Here is a 17,307-nt window from a genome sequence, read left to right as displayed (position 1 = left end):
CCTGAGATTCATTATGCATACTGTAATTCAGTTTTTGAAGCAATTATCGTCTTCAGGTATCAAACTGGCTGTCAAAGGGCAACAACTCAGCTGTTACGCCAAACCAGGGGTAGTGACAGCTGAGATCCAGCAAAAAATTATTCACCACAAAGCTGAGATTATTCAACTTTTGTTGCTAAGAGATGTTAAAAAGGCAGGTGAGACTCAGTCGTCTGTGCGTCAGGCAGCGGTCAGTTTTCCGTTATCTATTGCACAAAAAGGTTTGTATATTATTCAACAAAAGAATCCTGAGTCTGTGTCATACAACATCCCTGTATGTCTTACATTAGATGCAGCGATAGACACAAAAGTATTCAACCAGGCGTGGCAGCAGCTGTTGCAGCAGCATCCAATATTGATGGCCAGAATTAAGGAAACACCTCAGGGATTGGTAAATAACGTTGAACAACAGGGGTTGAGTGAATTAAGAACCCATGTACTACTGCCCGATAAAAATGCTATGTTGGCAGCCATTAGAAAGGCTGTGGAAATACCATTCACACTGAATAATGCGCCGTTAACCCGAATCGACTACTATACCGATAGCAGCAAATTACACTATCTGCTGATTATTATTCACCATATTATACTTGATGGCACATCAGCTATTCTATTACTACAAGAATTATTTGCTAGGTATCAAAGTCTGCTTCAAGACATTCCATATGTGACAGAGAACCAGGGGGCTGATTTTGCCGACTATGTACAGTGGGAGACGACATTCATAGCCTCGCAGCAAGGCAGATCCCAACAACAGTACTGGCGCCAACAACTTGCCGATGAATTATACAGCTTTGAACTGGTGCCCAACCTGAAGAAATCTAGTCGACAGGCCCAAAACCAGACTCTTTGGTTTGCACTTGAGCAACAAAGAGTCAGTTGGATAACGCAATATTGTGAACAGCAGTCAATACCCAAATCTGTTTTCTTTATGGGAATGTTCCAACTGCTGTTACATAAATACAGTGGTCAGCAGGACATAGTATTGGGTATGCCGACTTTGGGGCGACCTAGTAAAGATTATGCCAATACGCTGGGGTATTTTATCAATATGCTGGCTATACGCATGAATGTGGATAGCGAGATGGCGTTTTCAGCACTGTTAAAAGAAGCCCGGCGAATCATGCTGGATGGTCTGTTTAATGGTCAGTATCCGTTTCCATTATTGTTGAATGGGGTTGATATCGAGAATAAAGATCGTCACCCGGTATTTCAGCTGGCCTATGCGTACCAAAATTTTACTCAGGGTAGTGATTTGTCTGGTTTGGCTATGTATGACCAATTGCATATGGCTATCGTGGAAGATATCCATCAGCAGGGTGAATTTGAATTTGCATTTGAAGTGTTTGAAAAAAATCAGGATTTTTCCTTACGTTTCAAATTTGACGAATCCATGTATTCACCGGTATTGGTGCAGCAGTTAGCAGAACACTTCAGCTATCTGCTTGAGCAGATCAGCAAGGAGCCAGATCTACAATTGCAAAATCTGCGGATCTGTACACCTGAGCAACAAAGATTACTACTCAGTTTAGGGCAGACTGCCAAGAGAGAGTATCCAACTAAAGCTGGGCTTTATTCATTATTTAGTAAACAGGTAAGCCTTAATCCGGATCGTGTCGCACTTGTATGGCGTGGTGAAGAACTGAGTTTTGCTATGCTGGAACAGCAGGTCAGAAAGCTGGCCTATAGTTTGCAAAAAAATGAATTGCCGGCGGGTGGACTGGTGGCTATTATTGCCGAAAGCGGTGCGTTTATGGTGGCAGCAATGCTGGCTGCATGGCGGGTTGGTACCGCGTTCCTGCCAATTGATCCCGATACTCCCGATGACAGACTGGCAAAGATTCTACAAGATAGCGGCTGTCATTGGTTGATGGTGCAGTCTGCCAGTAGTACGGTACTAAAACAATTACCTGATGTAACCGTTATTGATATTGATGTGACCCTGGCAGATACAGCTGCACTGCTTAGCACAGGCGCAGTTGCGCAATCGGGCAGTGATAGCTTAGCCTATGTGATATACACATCAGGTACTACTGGTAAGCCAAAAGGGGTAATGATAAGCCAGGGTGCACTGATTGACTATTGCTGTAGCATCTATGATAGATTGCAATTGCAGTCCTGTGCTGTATTTGCCAATGTTTCGACATTATCAGCGGATTTGGGTTACTTCAATTTATTTGTCTCCCTGTTGTTTGGCAAAACTCTGCATCTCATTGACACAGATTTGGTGCATAATCCGCCGGAGTTACTCAGCTACTTCAATCGTCACAATATAGATTGCATCAAGCTCACCCCGTCTCATTTTCGCATGTTCACCCTGTCACATAGCCAGTGTGTTATGCCCCAGCAGGTCTTGGTATTCGCAGGCGAGCCACTCAGCAAAGATTTACTTGAACAGGCGAGAAACGCCAATCCACGATGTCGTATCTATAACAATTACGGACCGACAGAAACCACAGTTTCGAAGCTATCTAGTGACGACCTAAGTGCAGCTGAGGTAGAAATTAGTTTGGGTAAACCCCTGAGCAATAGTCAGGTGTATGTGCTGGATCAGCAACTCAATCCAGTGCCGGAAGGCGTAGCCGGAGAGCTTTTCATTGGCGGTGCGGGCTTGGCACTGGGCTATTTAAATAATCCACAGCTTAGTGCAGAAAAATTTATCGATTCGCCATTTATTCCCGGTGAAAAACTTTATCGTAGTGGTGATAAAGCCTACTGGACAAGGCAGGGTACTATTGCTTTTGTTGGCAGACTGGATAACCAGATAAAGCTTCGTGGATACAGAATTGAAATCTTTGAAATAGAAGTGACAGCATCTTCACATCCTTTGCTTGACGAAGTGGCTGTGGTGGTACAAGGGGAAGGAGTAAATCAAAAACTGGTGGCGTTTTATCAACGTGAAAAAGCATTGACCAGCGAGGAACTTGAAGAAATCCAACAATGGCTTGCCCGGCGATTAGCCCAACCTATGCGTCCAGCAGCGTTCTCTCATCTGCAACAGTTTCCCCTGGCCGGCAACGGTAAAATCGATCGTAAACACTTACAGGAAATCAGGATAGTAAGTGATTCGCCAACCGAAAAAGTGTCTCCCCGCAACGAGATTGAACACAGCCTACAGGCGATCTGGTGTGAAGCACTACAATTACCGGATACGGAACTGGGCATTAATGATGATTTCTTTGCGGTGGGCGGTCATTCATTAACCGCGACTCAGGTGGTGTCTAGGATCAGAATGGAACTGGCGATCGAATTGCAACTGATGAGTCTGTTTTCCCATCCTACTATTGCGTCCCTGGCAGCATTTATCAGTACTGAAGCAGCCAGTGGAGACGAAAAAATTCCAGTACTACGTCGACATGTTAAAGCGATACCACTCAGTTATGCTCAGGAGCGCATGTGGTTTTTACAAAAATTACAACCTGATAATACGGAATACCATGGTGTGCGAGCAGTAACGATCAGCGGTGATTTTGAGCTGGCTAATTTCGATAGAGCCTTCAACCAGATTTTATGCAGACATGAAGTATTACGTAGCGTTATATACACAGAGCAGAATCAGCTCAGTCAGCATTTGCTGTCAGAATGGTCATTTGCATTTGCTTTTTACGATTTCTCTGGAGCAGATAAGCCACAGCAGGCTATCGAGGCCTTGTGCCTACAGGAAGCACGGCAGCCCTTTGATTTAGAGAGAGGGCCGTTAGTGCGCGGGCTGGTGATTAAACAGTCCCCTCAACAACATGTATTGCTGCTGAATATGCATCATATTGTGAGTGATGGCTGGTCGACCGGTGTATTACTCAGTGAACTGGGCGAATTACTCCATGCTTACCAGCAGGGGCGTGAGCCACAGCTACCGGAACTGCCAATCCAATATGCGGATTACAGTATCTGGCAACGCCGTCGCCTGGAGCAGCATGGACTACTGTCCGAGCAGTTGGATTACTGGCAAACACAATTGGCGGGACTACCACCACTGCTGGAGTTGGCGACAGACTTCCCGCGGCCCAAAGTGCAGCGGTTTGTCGGCACAAGACGCAGTTATCACCTACCGGTAGAGCAACTGCAGCAACTGAACCGGTTTGCCAGAGAGCAGGGTGCGACTTTGTTCATGACGCTGCTGAGTGTGGTCAAGGTATTGTTGTGGCGATTCAGCGGCCAGACCGATATCTGTGTAGGTAGCCCTATTGCCAACCGCCATTTTGTGGAAACCGAGCGGTTGATTGGTATGTTTGTAAACACCCTGCCATTGAGGACCAAGCTGCAGCCACAGGCCAGTTTTAGCGAGCTGCTGGCAGCGGTGAAGAACACCTGTTTGTCGGCCTATGAACACCAGGATGCACCGTTTGAAAAAATCGTTGAGGCGATGCAGGTGGAGCGTAACCTGTCAGCCACACCCTTGTTTCAGGTAATGGTGGTATTGCAGAATACCCAGCAGGTGGCACTGGATGCGCATATTCAGCCACTGCAGTTACCGCATCAGGTGAGCAAATTTGATCTGACCCTGGAATTTATTGAACAGGCCGAAGGATTAACCTTAAACCTGGAATACAGCACGGATCTGTTTAGCACGCAAACCATAGATCGTCTGTATCAGCACTTTGCCGGTTGGTGTGATGTGGTACTGAGGCAGGCCGAACAACCTTTGGCCAAGCTTAATTATCTGCCAGAGCAGGAGCGCATTCGCCTACTTCAGGATTTCAATAACACAGATGCGGATTTTCCTGCTGATAAAACCCTTATTGATTTGTTCTATGAGCAGGTGGAAACCCTGCCTAATGCCCCGGCAGTCTCCTGTGCCGGGGAGCTGTTGAGTTACGCTCAGTTAGCCGAGCGGGTGGAACAATTAGCCGCTGTTTTAGCTGGGCATGATTTGTCGGCTGAGGCACTGATTGGTGTGTATCTGCAGCCTTCTCTCAATATGATGGTGGCTTTACTGGGTATTATGAGCGCTGGTTGTGCCTACGTGCCCCTGTCAGTGGCGCATCCCGCAGAGCGCCTTAGACATGTAGTGGCCAATAGTGGGATCAATGTGGTTGTTACTGAGTCGTCTCATGCCGCTGAACTACATGAAATGGGTTTTAGACAACAGCAAATTATTTGTTTAGATGAGGACCGTCAGGACTGTGGGCAATGCGTCACTGGCACGGCTATGGGCCGGCGGGCGGAGGTTAACGGGCTTGCTTATGTTATCTACACCTCAGGCTCCACAGGTCAGCCAAAAGGCGTTGCCATTGAGCATCGCAGTTTAGTGAACTATTTAATTTACTGTAAAAACCAGTATCTGAACGTTAGTGATGAAGGGCAGTCCAGCATTGCACATTGGTCATTTACGTTTGACGGATCAATTACTGCACTGTTTGTTCCGCTTGTATCGGGCAGGTTGGTAAATATCAGTGAACTGGATGGTACTGAATTATTTGCTTCCGGCAAGTTTTTACAACAAAGCTATGACTTTATTAAGCTCACTCCAGCACATTTGTCTATCCTGCGCTGTGCGACATTCACCAGTGACTGCAAGCCGCTGCGGCTTATTATTGGTGGTGAAGCCCTAAGCAAAGAGCAACTGGTATTTTTACAAGCGTATCCGGCAAAGGTTGAGGTTGTTAATGAGTACGGGCCTACGGAGGCAACTGTTGGTTGTACTACGGCAAGCTTTGGTATGGATGATCTGGCGCTGTTGCCGGATGGCGGGGTGTCTATAGGACAACCCATCGCCAACACCCGTATTTACATATTGGACGACTATTTCCGTTTGGCGCCGATAGGAGTAGCGGGTGAGCTATATATTGCAGGGGCGGGGTTGGCCAGGGGTTATGTTAATCAGCCAGAGCTGACGCAGCAGAGATTTCTGGTGGATCCATTTGTTGCAGGCGAGAGAATGTATCGCAGTGGTGACAGGGCGAGGTGGCTGGATGATGGCAGTTTGCAATATCTGGACAGGGTGGATACCCAGGTAAAAATCAGGGGCTATCGTATTGAAGTAGAGGAAATTGAAGTCCAGTTAAGTCGCCACCCTGATGTGCAATCCTGTGCGGTTGTATTGCAGCAAACAGGCTCTCGGGAGAATAGATACTTGGTGGCGTTTTACAGCCGCAGAAACCATAGGGACATTGCGGTTGACGATCTGAATGCATTGTTACGAGCTGATCTGGAGAAGCACTTTCCCAGCTATATGCTGCCTGCGATATTTCATCCACTGGCAAGTATTCCCATAACAGATCACGGCAAGGTGGATCGGAATAAGTTGGCAAGCCTGTCCGTGGAGATCCCGAGTACCAAGGAGTATGTGGCGCCTGGAACCGAGCTGGAAAAACAGCTTGTAGCACTTTGGGGTGAGGTGCTTGATCTACCGGTCGGTACAATTGGTGTTCATGACAGCTTCTTCGATTTGGGTGGACATTCACTGACCTCTACCCAGTTGTTTTCACTTATCAGGCAGCGATTATCGCTGGATTTGCCATTGAAGTTGATTTTTGAGCACAACACCATAGCCGGGTTAGCGAGTTATATTGCTAAAAACACGCAACCCGAAATGCCTGTTAGAGCCAGGGGGTTACAGCCTCGGCCAAAGCAACAGGCAGGGTTGCTGCCGGTCAGTTATGCCCAGGAAAGGTTGTGGTTTTTGACCCATCACGACCCTGGCGCCAGTCATTATAATATACCGTTTGCTGTTGTTTGGCAGGGAACTCTGGATATTGAAGCGCTCAATCAAGCGATCAACCAGGTGATTGCACGCCACGAGGTATTGCGTACAGTATTCCCGAATATAAATGGCAGTGCCCGACAGCGGGTTCTGCAGAGTAGGGAGTTCGCGTTTCAATATCAGGACCTGTCTGTGGATCAGCAGCCACAGCAGGCTATCGAGGCCTTGTGCCTACAGGAAGCACGGCAGCCCTTTGATTTAGAGAGAGGGCCGTTAGTGCGCGGGCTGGTGATTAAACAGTCCCCTCAACAACATGTATTGCTGCTGAATATGCATCATATTGTGAGTGATGGCTGGTCGACCGGTGTATTACTCAGTGAACTGGGCGAATTACTCCATGCTTACCAGCAGGGGCGTGAGCCACAGCTACCGGAACTGCCAATCCAATATGCGGATTACAGTATCTGGCAACGCCGTCGCCTGGAGCAGCATGGACTACTGTCCGAGCAGTTGGATTACTGGCAAACACAATTGGCGGGACTACCACCACTGCTGGAGTTGGCGACAGACTTCCCGCGGCCCAAAGTGCAGCGGTTTGTCGGCACAAGACGCAGTTATCACCTACCGGTAGAGCAACTGCAGCAACTGAACCAGTTTGCCAGAGAGCAGGGTGCGACTTTGTTCATGACGCTGCTGAGTGTGGTCAAGGTATTGTTGTGGCGATTCAGCGGCCAGACCGATATCTGTGTAGGTAGCCCTATTGCCAACCGCCATTTTGTGGAAACCGAGCGGTTGATTGGTATGTTTGTAAACACCCTGCCATTGAGGACCAAGCTGCAGCCACAGGCCAGTTTTAGCGAGCTGCTGGCAGCGGTGAAGAACACCTGTTTGTCGGCCTATGAACACCAGGATGCACCGTTTGAAAAAATCGTTGAGGCGATGCAGGTGGAGCGTAACCTGTCAGCCACACCCTTGTTTCAGGTAATGGTGGTATTGCAGAATACCCAGCAGGTGGCACTGGATGCGCATATTCAGCCACTGCAGTTACCGCATCAGGTGAGCAAATTTGATCTGACCCTGGAATTTATTGAACAGGCCGAAGGATTAACCTTAAACCTGGAATACAGCACGGATCTGTTTAGCACGCAAACCATAGATCGTCTGTATCAGCACTTTGCCGGTTGGTGTGATGTGGTACTGAGGCAGGCCGAACAACCTTTGGCCAAGCTTAATTATCTGCCAGAGCAGGAGCGCATTCGCCTACTTCAGGATTTCAATAACACAGATGCGGATTTTCCTGCTGATAAAACCCTTATTGATTTGTTCTATGAGCAGGTGGAAACCCTGCCTAATGCCCCGGCAGTCTCCTGTGCCGGGGAGCTGTTGAGTTACGCTCAGTTAGCCGAGCGGGTGGAACAATTAGCCGCTGTTTTAGCTGGGCATGATTTGTCGGCTGAGGCACTGATTGGTGTGTATCTGCAGCCTTCTCTCAATATGATGGTGGCTTTACTGGGTATTATGAGTGCTGGTTGTGCCTACGTGCCCCTGTCAGTGGCGCATCCCGCAGAGCGCCTTAGACATGTAGTGGCCAATAGTGGGATCAATGTGGTTGTTACTGAGTCCTCTCATGCCGCTGAACTACATGAAATGGGTTTTAGACAACAGCAAATTATTTGTTTAGATGAGGACCGTCAGGACTGTGGGCAATGCGTCACTGGCACGGCTATGGGCCGGCGGGCGGAGGTTAACGGGCTTGCTTATGTTATCTATACCTCAGGCTCGACAGGTCAGCCAAAAGGCGTTGCCATTGAGCATCGCAGTTTAGTGAACTATTTAATTTACTGTAAAAACCAGTATCTGAACGTTAGTGATGAAGGGCAGTCCAGCATTGCACATTGGTCATTTACGTTTGACGGATCAATTACTGCACTGTTTGTTCCGCTTGTATCGGGCAGGTTGGTAAATATCAGTGAACTGGATGGTACTGAATTATTTGCTTCCGGCAAGTTTTTACAACAAAGCTATGACTTTATTAAGCTCACTCCAGCACATTTGTCTATCCTGCGCTGTGCGACATTCACCAGTGACTGCAAGCCGCTGCGGCTTATTATTGGTGGTGAAGCCCTAAGCAAAGAGCAACTGGTATTTTTACAAGCGTATCCGGCAAAGGTTGAGGTTGTTAATGAGTACGGGCCTACGGAGGCAACTGTTGGTTGTACTACGGCAAGCTTTGGTATGGATGATCTGGCGCTGTTGCCGGATGGCGGGGTGTCTATAGGACAACCCATCGCCAACACCCGTATTTACATATTGGACGACTATTTCCGTTTGGCGCCGATAGGAGTAGCGGGTGAGCTATATATTGCAGGGGCGGGGTTGGCCAGGGGTTATGTTAATCAGCCAGAGCTGACGCAGCAGAGATTTCTGGTGGATCCATTTGTTGCAGGCGAGAGAATGTATCGCAGTGGTGACAGGGCGAGGTGGCTGGATGATGGCAGTTTGCAATATCTGGACAGGGTGGATACCCAGGTAAAAATCAGGGGCTATCGTATTGAAGTAGAGGAAATTGAAGTCCAGTTAAGTCGCCACCCTGATGTGCAATCCTGTGCGGTTGTATTGCAGCAAACAGGCTCTCGGGAGAATAGATACTTGGTGGCGTTTTACAGCCGCAGAAACCATAGGGACATTGCGGTTGACGATCTGAATGCATTGTTACGAGCTGATCTGGAGAAGCACTTTCCCAGCTATATGCTGCCTGCGATATTTCATCCACTGGCAAGTATTCCCATAACAGATCACGGCAAGGTGGATCGGAATAAGTTGGCAAGCCTGTCCGTGGAGATCCCGAGTACCAAGGAGTATGTGGCGCCTGGAACCGAGCTGGAAAAACAGCTTGTAGCACTTTGGGGTGAGGTGCTTGATCTACCGGTCGGTACAATTGGTGTTCATGACAGCTTCTTCGATTTGGGTGGACATTCACTGACCTCTACCCAGTTGTTTTCACTTATCAGGCAGCGATTATCGCTGGATTTGCCATTGAAGTTGATTTTTGAGCACAACACCATAGCCGGGTTAGCGAGTTATATTGCTAAAAACACGCAACCCGAAATGCCTGTTAGAGCCAGGGGTTACAGCCTCGGCCAAAGCAACAGGCAGGGTTGCTGCCGGTCAGTTATGCCCAGGAAAGGTTGTGGTTTTTGACCCATCACGACCCTGGCGCCAGTCATTATAATATACCGTTTGCTGTTGTTTGGCAGGGAACTCTGGATATTGAAGCGCTCAATCAAGCGATCAACCAGGTGATTGCACGCCACGAGGTATTGCGTACAGTATTCCCGAATATAAATGGCAGTGCCCGACAGCGGGTTCTGCAGAGTAGGGAGTTCGCGTTTCAATATCAGGACCTGTCTGTGGATCAGCAGCCACAGCAGGCTATCGAGGCCTTGTGCCTACAGGAAGCACGGCAGCCCTTTGATTTAGAGAGAGGGCCGTTAGTGCGCGGGCTGGTGATTAAACAGTCCCCTCAACAACATGTATTGCTGCTGAATATGCATCATATTGTGAGTGATGGCTGGTCGACCGGTGTATTACTCAGTGAACTGGGCGAATTACTCCATGCTTACCAGCAGGGGCGTGAGCCACAGCTACCGGAACTGCCAATCCAATATGCGGATTACAGTATCTGGCAACGCCGTCGCCTGGAGCAGCATGGACTACTGTCCGAGCAGTTGGATTACTGGCAAACACAATTGGCGGGACTACCACCACTGCTGGAGTTGGCGACAGACTTCCCGCGGCCCAAAGTGCAGCGGTTTGTCGGCACAAGACGCAGTTATCACCTACCGGTAGAGCAACTGCAGCAACTGAACCAGTTTGCCAGAGAGCAGGGTGCGACTTTGTTCATGACGCTGCTGAGTGTGGTCAAGGTATTGTTGTGGCGATTCAGCGGCCAGACCGATATCTGTGTAGGTAGCCCTATTGCCAACCGCCATTTTGTGGAAACCGAGCGGTTGATTGGTATGTTTGTAAACACCCTGCCATTGAGGACCAAGCTGCAGCCACAGGCCAGTTTTAGCGAGCTGCTGGCAGCGGTGAAGAACACCTGTTTGTCGGCCTATGAACACCAGGATGCACCGTTTGAAAAAATCGTTGAGGCGATGCAGGTGGAGCGTAACCTGTCAGCCACACCCTTGTTTCAGGTAATGGTGGTATTGCAGAATACCCAGCAGGTGGCACTGGATGCGCATATTCAGCCACTGCAGTTACCGCATCAGGTGAGCAAATTTGATCTGACCCTGGAATTTATTGAACAGGCCGAAGGATTAACCTTAAACCTGGAATACAGCACGGATCTGTTTAGCACGCAAACCATAGATCGTCTGTATCAGCACTTTGCCGGTTGGTGTGATGTGGTACTGAGGCAGGCCGAACAACCTTTGGCCAAGCTTAATTATCTGCCAGAGCAGGAGCGCATTCGCCTACTTCAGGATTTCAATAACACAGATGCGGATTTTCCTGCTGATAAAACCCTTATTGATTTGTTCTATGAGCAGGTGGAAACCCTGCCTAATGCCCCGGCAGTCTCCTGTGCCGGGGAGCTGTTGAGTTACGCTCAGTTAGCCGAGCGGGTGGAACAATTAGCCGCTGTTTTAGCTGGGCATGATTTGTCGGCTGAGGCACTGATTGGTGTGTATCTGCAGCCTTCTCTCAATATGATGGTGGCTTTACTGGGTATTATGAGTGCTGGTTGTGCCTACGTGCCCCTGTCAGTGGCGCATCCCGCAGAGCGCCTTAGACATGTAGTGGCCAATAGTGGGATCAATGTGGTTGTTACTGAGTCCTCTCATGCCGCTGAACTACATGAAATGGGTTTTAGACAACAGCAAATTATTTGTTTAGATGAGGACCGTCAGGACTGTGGGCAATGCGTCACTGGCACGGCTATGGGCCGGCGGGCGGAGGTTAACGGGCTTGCTTATGTTATCTATACCTCAGGCTCGACAGGTCAGCCAAAAGGCGTTGCCATTGAGCATCGCAGTTTAGTGAACTATTTAATTTACTGTAAAAACCAGTATCTGAACGTTAGTGATGAAGGGCAGTCCAGCATTGCACATTGGTCATTTACGTTTGACGGATCAATTACTGCACTGTTTGTTCCGCTTGTATCGGGCAGGTTGGTAAATATCAGTGAACTGGATGGTACTGAATTATTTGCTTCCGGCAAGTTTTTACAACAAAGCTATGACTTTATTAAGCTCACTCCAGCACATTTGTCTATCCTGCGCTGTGCGACATTCACCAGTGACTGCAAGCCGCTGCGACTTATTATTGGTGGTGAAGCCCTAAGCAAAGAGCAACTGGTATTTTTACAAGCGTATCCGGCAAAGGTTGAGATTGTTAATATGTATGGACCTACGGAGGCAACTGTTGGTTGTACTACAGCAAGCTTTGGTATGGATGATCTGGCGCTGTTGCCGGATGGCGGGGTGTCTATAGGACAACCCATCGCCAACACCCGTATTTACATATTGGACGACTATTTCCGTTTGGCGCCGATAGGAGTAGCGGGTGAGCTATATATTGCAGGGGCGGGGTTGGCCAGGGGTTATGTTAATCAGCCAGAGCTGACGCAGCAGAGATTTCTGGTGGATCCATTTGTTGCAGGCGAGAGAATGTATCGCAGTGGTGACAGGGCGAGGTGGCTGGATGATGGCAGTTTGCAATATCTGGACAGGGTGGATACCCAGGTAAAAATCAGGGGCTATCGTATTGAAGTAGAGGAAATTGAAGTCCAGTTAAGTCGCCACCCTGATGTGCAATCCTGTGCGGTTGTATTGCAGCAAACAGGCTCTCGGGAGAATAGATACTTGGTGGCGTTTTACAGCCGCAGAAACCATAGGGACATTGCGGTTGACGATCTGAATGCATTGTTACGAGCTGATCTGGAGAAGCACTTTCCCAGCTATATGCTGCCTGCGATATTTCATCCACTGGCAAGTATTCCCATAACAGATCACGGCAAGGTGGATCGGAATAAGTTGGCAAGCCTGTCCGTGGAGATCCCGAGTACCAAGGAGTATGTGGCGCCTGGAACCGAGCTGGAAAAACAGCTTGTAGCACTTTGGGGTGAGGTGCTTGATCTACCGGTCGGTACAATTGGTGTTCATGACAGCTTCTTCGATTTGGGTGGACATTCACTGACCTCTACCCAGTTGTTTTCACTTATCAGGCAGCGATTATCGCTGGATTTGCCATTGAAGTTGATTTTTGAGCACAACACCATAGCCGGGTTAGCGAGTTATATTGCTAAAAACACGCAACCCGAAATGCCTGTTAGAGCCAGGGGGTTACAGCCTCGGCCAAAGCAACAGGCAGGGTTGCTGCCGGTCAGTTATGCCCAGGAAAGGTTGTGGTTTTTGACCCATCACGACCCTGGCGCCAGTCATTATAATATACCGTTTGCTGTTGTTTGGCAGGGAACTCTGGATATTGAAGCGCTCAATCAAGCGATCAACCAGGTGATTGCACGCCACGAGGTATTGCGTACAGTATTCCCGAATATAAATGGCAGTGCCCGACAGCGGGTTCTGCAGAGTAGGGAGTTCGCGTTTCAATATCAGGACCTGTCTGTGGATCAGCAGCCACAGCAGGCTATCGAGGCCTTGTGCCTACAGGAAGCACGGCAGCCCTTTGATTTAGAGAGAGGGCCGTTAGTGCGCGGGCTGGTGATTAAACAGTCCCCTCAACAACATGTATTGCTGCTGAATATGCATCATATTGTGAGTGATGGCTGGTCGACCGGTGTATTACTCAGTGAACTGGGCGAATTACTCCATGCTTACCAGCAGGGGCGTGAGCCACAGCTACCGGAACTGCCAATCCAATATGCGGATTACAGTATCTGGCAACGCCGTCGCCTGGAGCAGCATGGACTACTGTCCGAGCAGTTGGATTACTGGCAAACACAATTGGCGGGACTACCACCACTGCTGGAGTTGGCGACAGACTTCCCGCGGCCCAAAGTGCAGCGGTTTGTCGGCACAAGACGCAGTTATCACCTACCGGTAGAGCAACTGCAGCAACTGAACCAGTTTGCCAGAGAGCAGGGTGCGACTTTGTTCATGACGCTGCTGAGTGTGGTCAAGGTATTGTTGTGGCGATTCAGCGGCCAGACCGATATCTGTGTAGGTAGCCCTATTGCCAACCGCCATTTTGTGGAAACCGAGCGGTTGATTGGTATGTTTGTAAACACCCTGCCATTGAGGACCAAGCTGCAGCCACAGGCCAGTTTTAGCGAGCTGCTGGCAGCGGTGAAGAACACCTGTTTGTCGGCCTATGAACACCAGGATGCACCGTTTGAAAAAATCGTTGAGGCGATGCAGGTGGAGCGTAACCTGTCAGCCACACCCTTGTTTCAGGTAATGGTGGTATTGCAGAATACCCAGCAGGTGGCACTGGATGCGCATATTCAGCCACTGCAGTTACCGCATCAGGTGAGCAAATTTGATCTGACCCTGGAATTTATTGAACAGGCCGAAGGATTAACCTTAAACCTGGAATACAGCACGGATCTGTTTAGCACGCAAACCATAGATCGTCTGTATCAGCACTTTGCCGGTTGGTGTGATGTGGTACTGAGGCAGGCCGAACAACCTTTGGCCAAGCTTAATTATCTGCCAGAGCAGGAGCGCATTCGCCTACTTCAGGATTTCAATAACACAGATGCGGATTTTCCTGCTGATAAAACCCTTATTGATTTGTTCTATGAGCAGGTGGAAACCCTGCCTAATGCCCCGGCAGTCTCCTGTGCCGGGGAGCTGTTGAGTTACGCTCAGTTAGCCGAGCGGGTGGAACAATTAGCCGCTGTTTTAGCTGGGCATGATTTGTCGGCTGAGGCACTGATTGGTGTGTATCTGCAGCCTTCTCTCAATATGATGGTGGCTTTACTGGGTATTATGAGTGCTGGTTGTGCCTACGTGCCCCTGTCAGTGGCGCATCCCGCAGAGCGCCTTAGACATGTAGTGGCCAATAGTGGGATCAATGTGGTTGTTACTGAGTCCTCTCATGCCGCTGAACTACATGAAATGGGTTTTAGACAACAGCAAATTATTTGTTTAGATGAGGACCGTCAGGACTGTGGGCAATGCGTCACTGGCACGGCTATGGGCCGGCGGGCGGAGGTTAACGGGCTTGCTTATGTTATCTATACCTCAGGCTCGACAGGTCAGCCAAAAGGCGTTGCCATTGAGCATCGCAGTTTAGTGAACTATTTAATTTACTGTAAAAACCAGTATCTGAACGTTAGTGATGAAGGGCAGTCCAGCATTGCACATCAAGCATTTACGTTTGACGGATCAATTACCGCACTGTTTGTTCCGCTTGTATCGGGCAGGTTGGTAAATATCAGTGAACTGGATGGTACTGAATTATTTGCTTCCGGCAAGTTTTTACAGCAAAGCTATGACTTTATTACTCTCACTCCAGCACATTTGTCTATCCTGCGCTGTGCGACATTCACCAGTGACTGCAAGCCGCTGCGGCTTATTATTGGTGGTGAAGCCCTAAGCAAAGAGCAACTGGTATTTTTACAAGCGTATCCGGCAAAGGTTGAGATTGTTAATATTTATGGACCTACGGAGGCAACCGTTGGTTGTACTACAGCAAGCTTTGGTATGGATGATCTGGCGCTGTTGCCGGATGGCGGGGTGTCTATAGGACAACCCATCGCCAACACCCGTATTTACATATTGGACGACTATTTCCGTTTGGCGCCGATAGGAGTAGCGGGTGAGCTATATATTGCAGGGGCGGGGTTGGCCAGGGGTTATGTTAATCAGCCAGAGCTGACGCAGCAGAGATTTCTGGTGGATCCATTTGTTGCAGGCGAGAGAATGTATCGCAGTGGTGACAGGGCGAGGTGGCTGGATGATGGCAGTTTGCAATATCTGGACAGGGTGGATACCCAGGTAAAAATCAGGGGCTATCGTATTGAAGTAGAGGAAATTGAAGTCCAGTTAAGTCGCCACCCTGATGTGCAATCCTGTGCGGTTGTATTGCAGCAAACAGGCTCTCGGGAGAATAGATACTTGGTGGCGTTTTACAGCCGCAGAAACCATAGGGACATTGCGGTTGACGATCTGAATGCATTGTTACGAGCTGATCTGGAGAAGCACTTTCCCAGCTATATGCTGCCTGCGATATTTCATCCACTGGCAAGTATTCCCATAACAGATCACGGCAAGGTGGATCGGAATAAGTTGGCAAGCCTGTCCGTGGAGATCCCGAGTACCAAGGAGTATGTGGCGCCTGGAACCGAGCTGGAAAAACAGCTTGTAGCACTTTGGGGTGAGGTGCTTGATCTACCGGTTGATACAATTGGTGTTCATGACAGCTTCTTCGATTTGGGTGGACACTCAATTCTTGCTGTTCAATTGATGAGCAAGGTTAATCAGCAGCAGCAACTTGATTATCCGCTTACCACAGTATTATCACATCATACTCCGAAAAAGCTCGGAGCTTTGATTGAGTTGCAGCAACCGCTTATCCCTGAGTTACTGCTGCCGTTGCAAAAACAGGGAAAGCCACCAGTATTTGCCGTATCAGGTATCGCCGGTAATAGCCAGTCATGGAAATCCATTGCAAAAAGGCTGCCCAATACTGATTTCTGGGTGGTGCACAATGGCAATTGGGGAGCGAAGTCGTTGACGGTTGAAGAACTGGCAGGTAATTATATTAATGCTATATCTACGCAAGTCGGCTCAGAGCTACCTCATCTTATTGGCCACTCTTTTGGTGGTGTAGTGGCTTTTGAGATGGTGCAGCAATTACAACAGGCTGGCCAACAGGTGGTTAGTTTGACGTTACTGGATACTGCTGCACCACTGCTGTGGCAAGTATTATTTAGCGATACACAAGGTCTGCTAAAGTCAATGTTTGTTGAGTTAATGAATGGTCTTGGGGCATCACCGCATGAATTTATTGTAGAGGCTACGCAGCAAGGTTCTGGCAATGATTTGCTGGATCTGTTTATGGATTGTTGCTCCAGACAACGGATCGGCATAAACAAAAGCGATTATCAGGGCCTAGTGGAACAGGTGTGTGCTGATATTCGAGCTTATCGGGATTATCGTCCGGAAAGCCTGCTGCAGAGCATTGATATCAATCTGATCATTGCTCAGGATGGAAATCTTGCCGGTAAGCAACAGGCTAATCACCTTGCTTGGCAGGATTTATGTCGAGGTCAGGTTAAGTTGCTAACCGTATCAGGCGATCACAACAGCATGCTGGCGCAGACCAACTTGGTTTTGCAGTGCAATCGCATGAAGCTGGACTGAGTCCGAGAAGATGTGCGCGGTAGACCTAAGGTTTAGGCAATCAGATCTTGAGAAAAGTGCCAGTATGGGCCAGGGCTCCACATACTTCGACAATCAATGGCTCATCGAGGTCGTAGCGGACCCTGCTCGACGGTAGGGGATGTGAAGGTAGGCGAAAACGCCGGCGAGCGATGCAGCCTGGAGCATCACAGTTCATCCGTTGCCAATCTCTACAATGGCCCCTGCTTTCAGCTTTTGTACCCTTTGAATTTTTATGTAACTGCTTTGTTCCGATTTGTCAGAAGTCCTGGA

2 protein-coding genes are annotated in these 17,307 nt (G+C 48.8%); both read left to right on the top strand.

The annotated features are described in order from the left end of the window. The first annotated feature begins 13 nt into the window (after positions 1–13). Positions 14–9,883, top strand: a complete 9,870-nt coding sequence (locus M8T91_RS15020) for a non-ribosomal peptide synthetase (RefSeq protein WP_301414978.1) — start codon at positions 14–16, stop codon at positions 9,881–9,883. Next, positions 9,880–17,016, top strand: coding sequence for a non-ribosomal peptide synthetase (locus M8T91_RS15015; RefSeq protein ID WP_301414977.1), 7,137 nt, complete (start codon positions 9,880–9,882; stop codon positions 17,014–17,016). Before M8T91_RS15020 ends, M8T91_RS15015 begins: the two co-directional genes overlap by 4 nt. Positions 17,017–17,307 lie beyond the last annotated feature (291 nt).

This window comes from Microbulbifer sp. MI-G, assembly GCF_030440425.1.
Taxonomy (GTDB): domain Bacteria; phylum Pseudomonadota; class Gammaproteobacteria; order Pseudomonadales; family Cellvibrionaceae; genus Microbulbifer; species Microbulbifer spongiae.
This window is presented reverse-complemented; position numbering and strand designations above follow the sequence as displayed.

What these genes read in the sequence shown, in the direction of transcription:
- M8T91_RS15020 (WP_301414978.1), top strand. Translation starts at nt 14, where the DNA reads ATGCATACTGTAATTCAGTTTTTGAAGCAATTATCGTCTTCAGGTATC.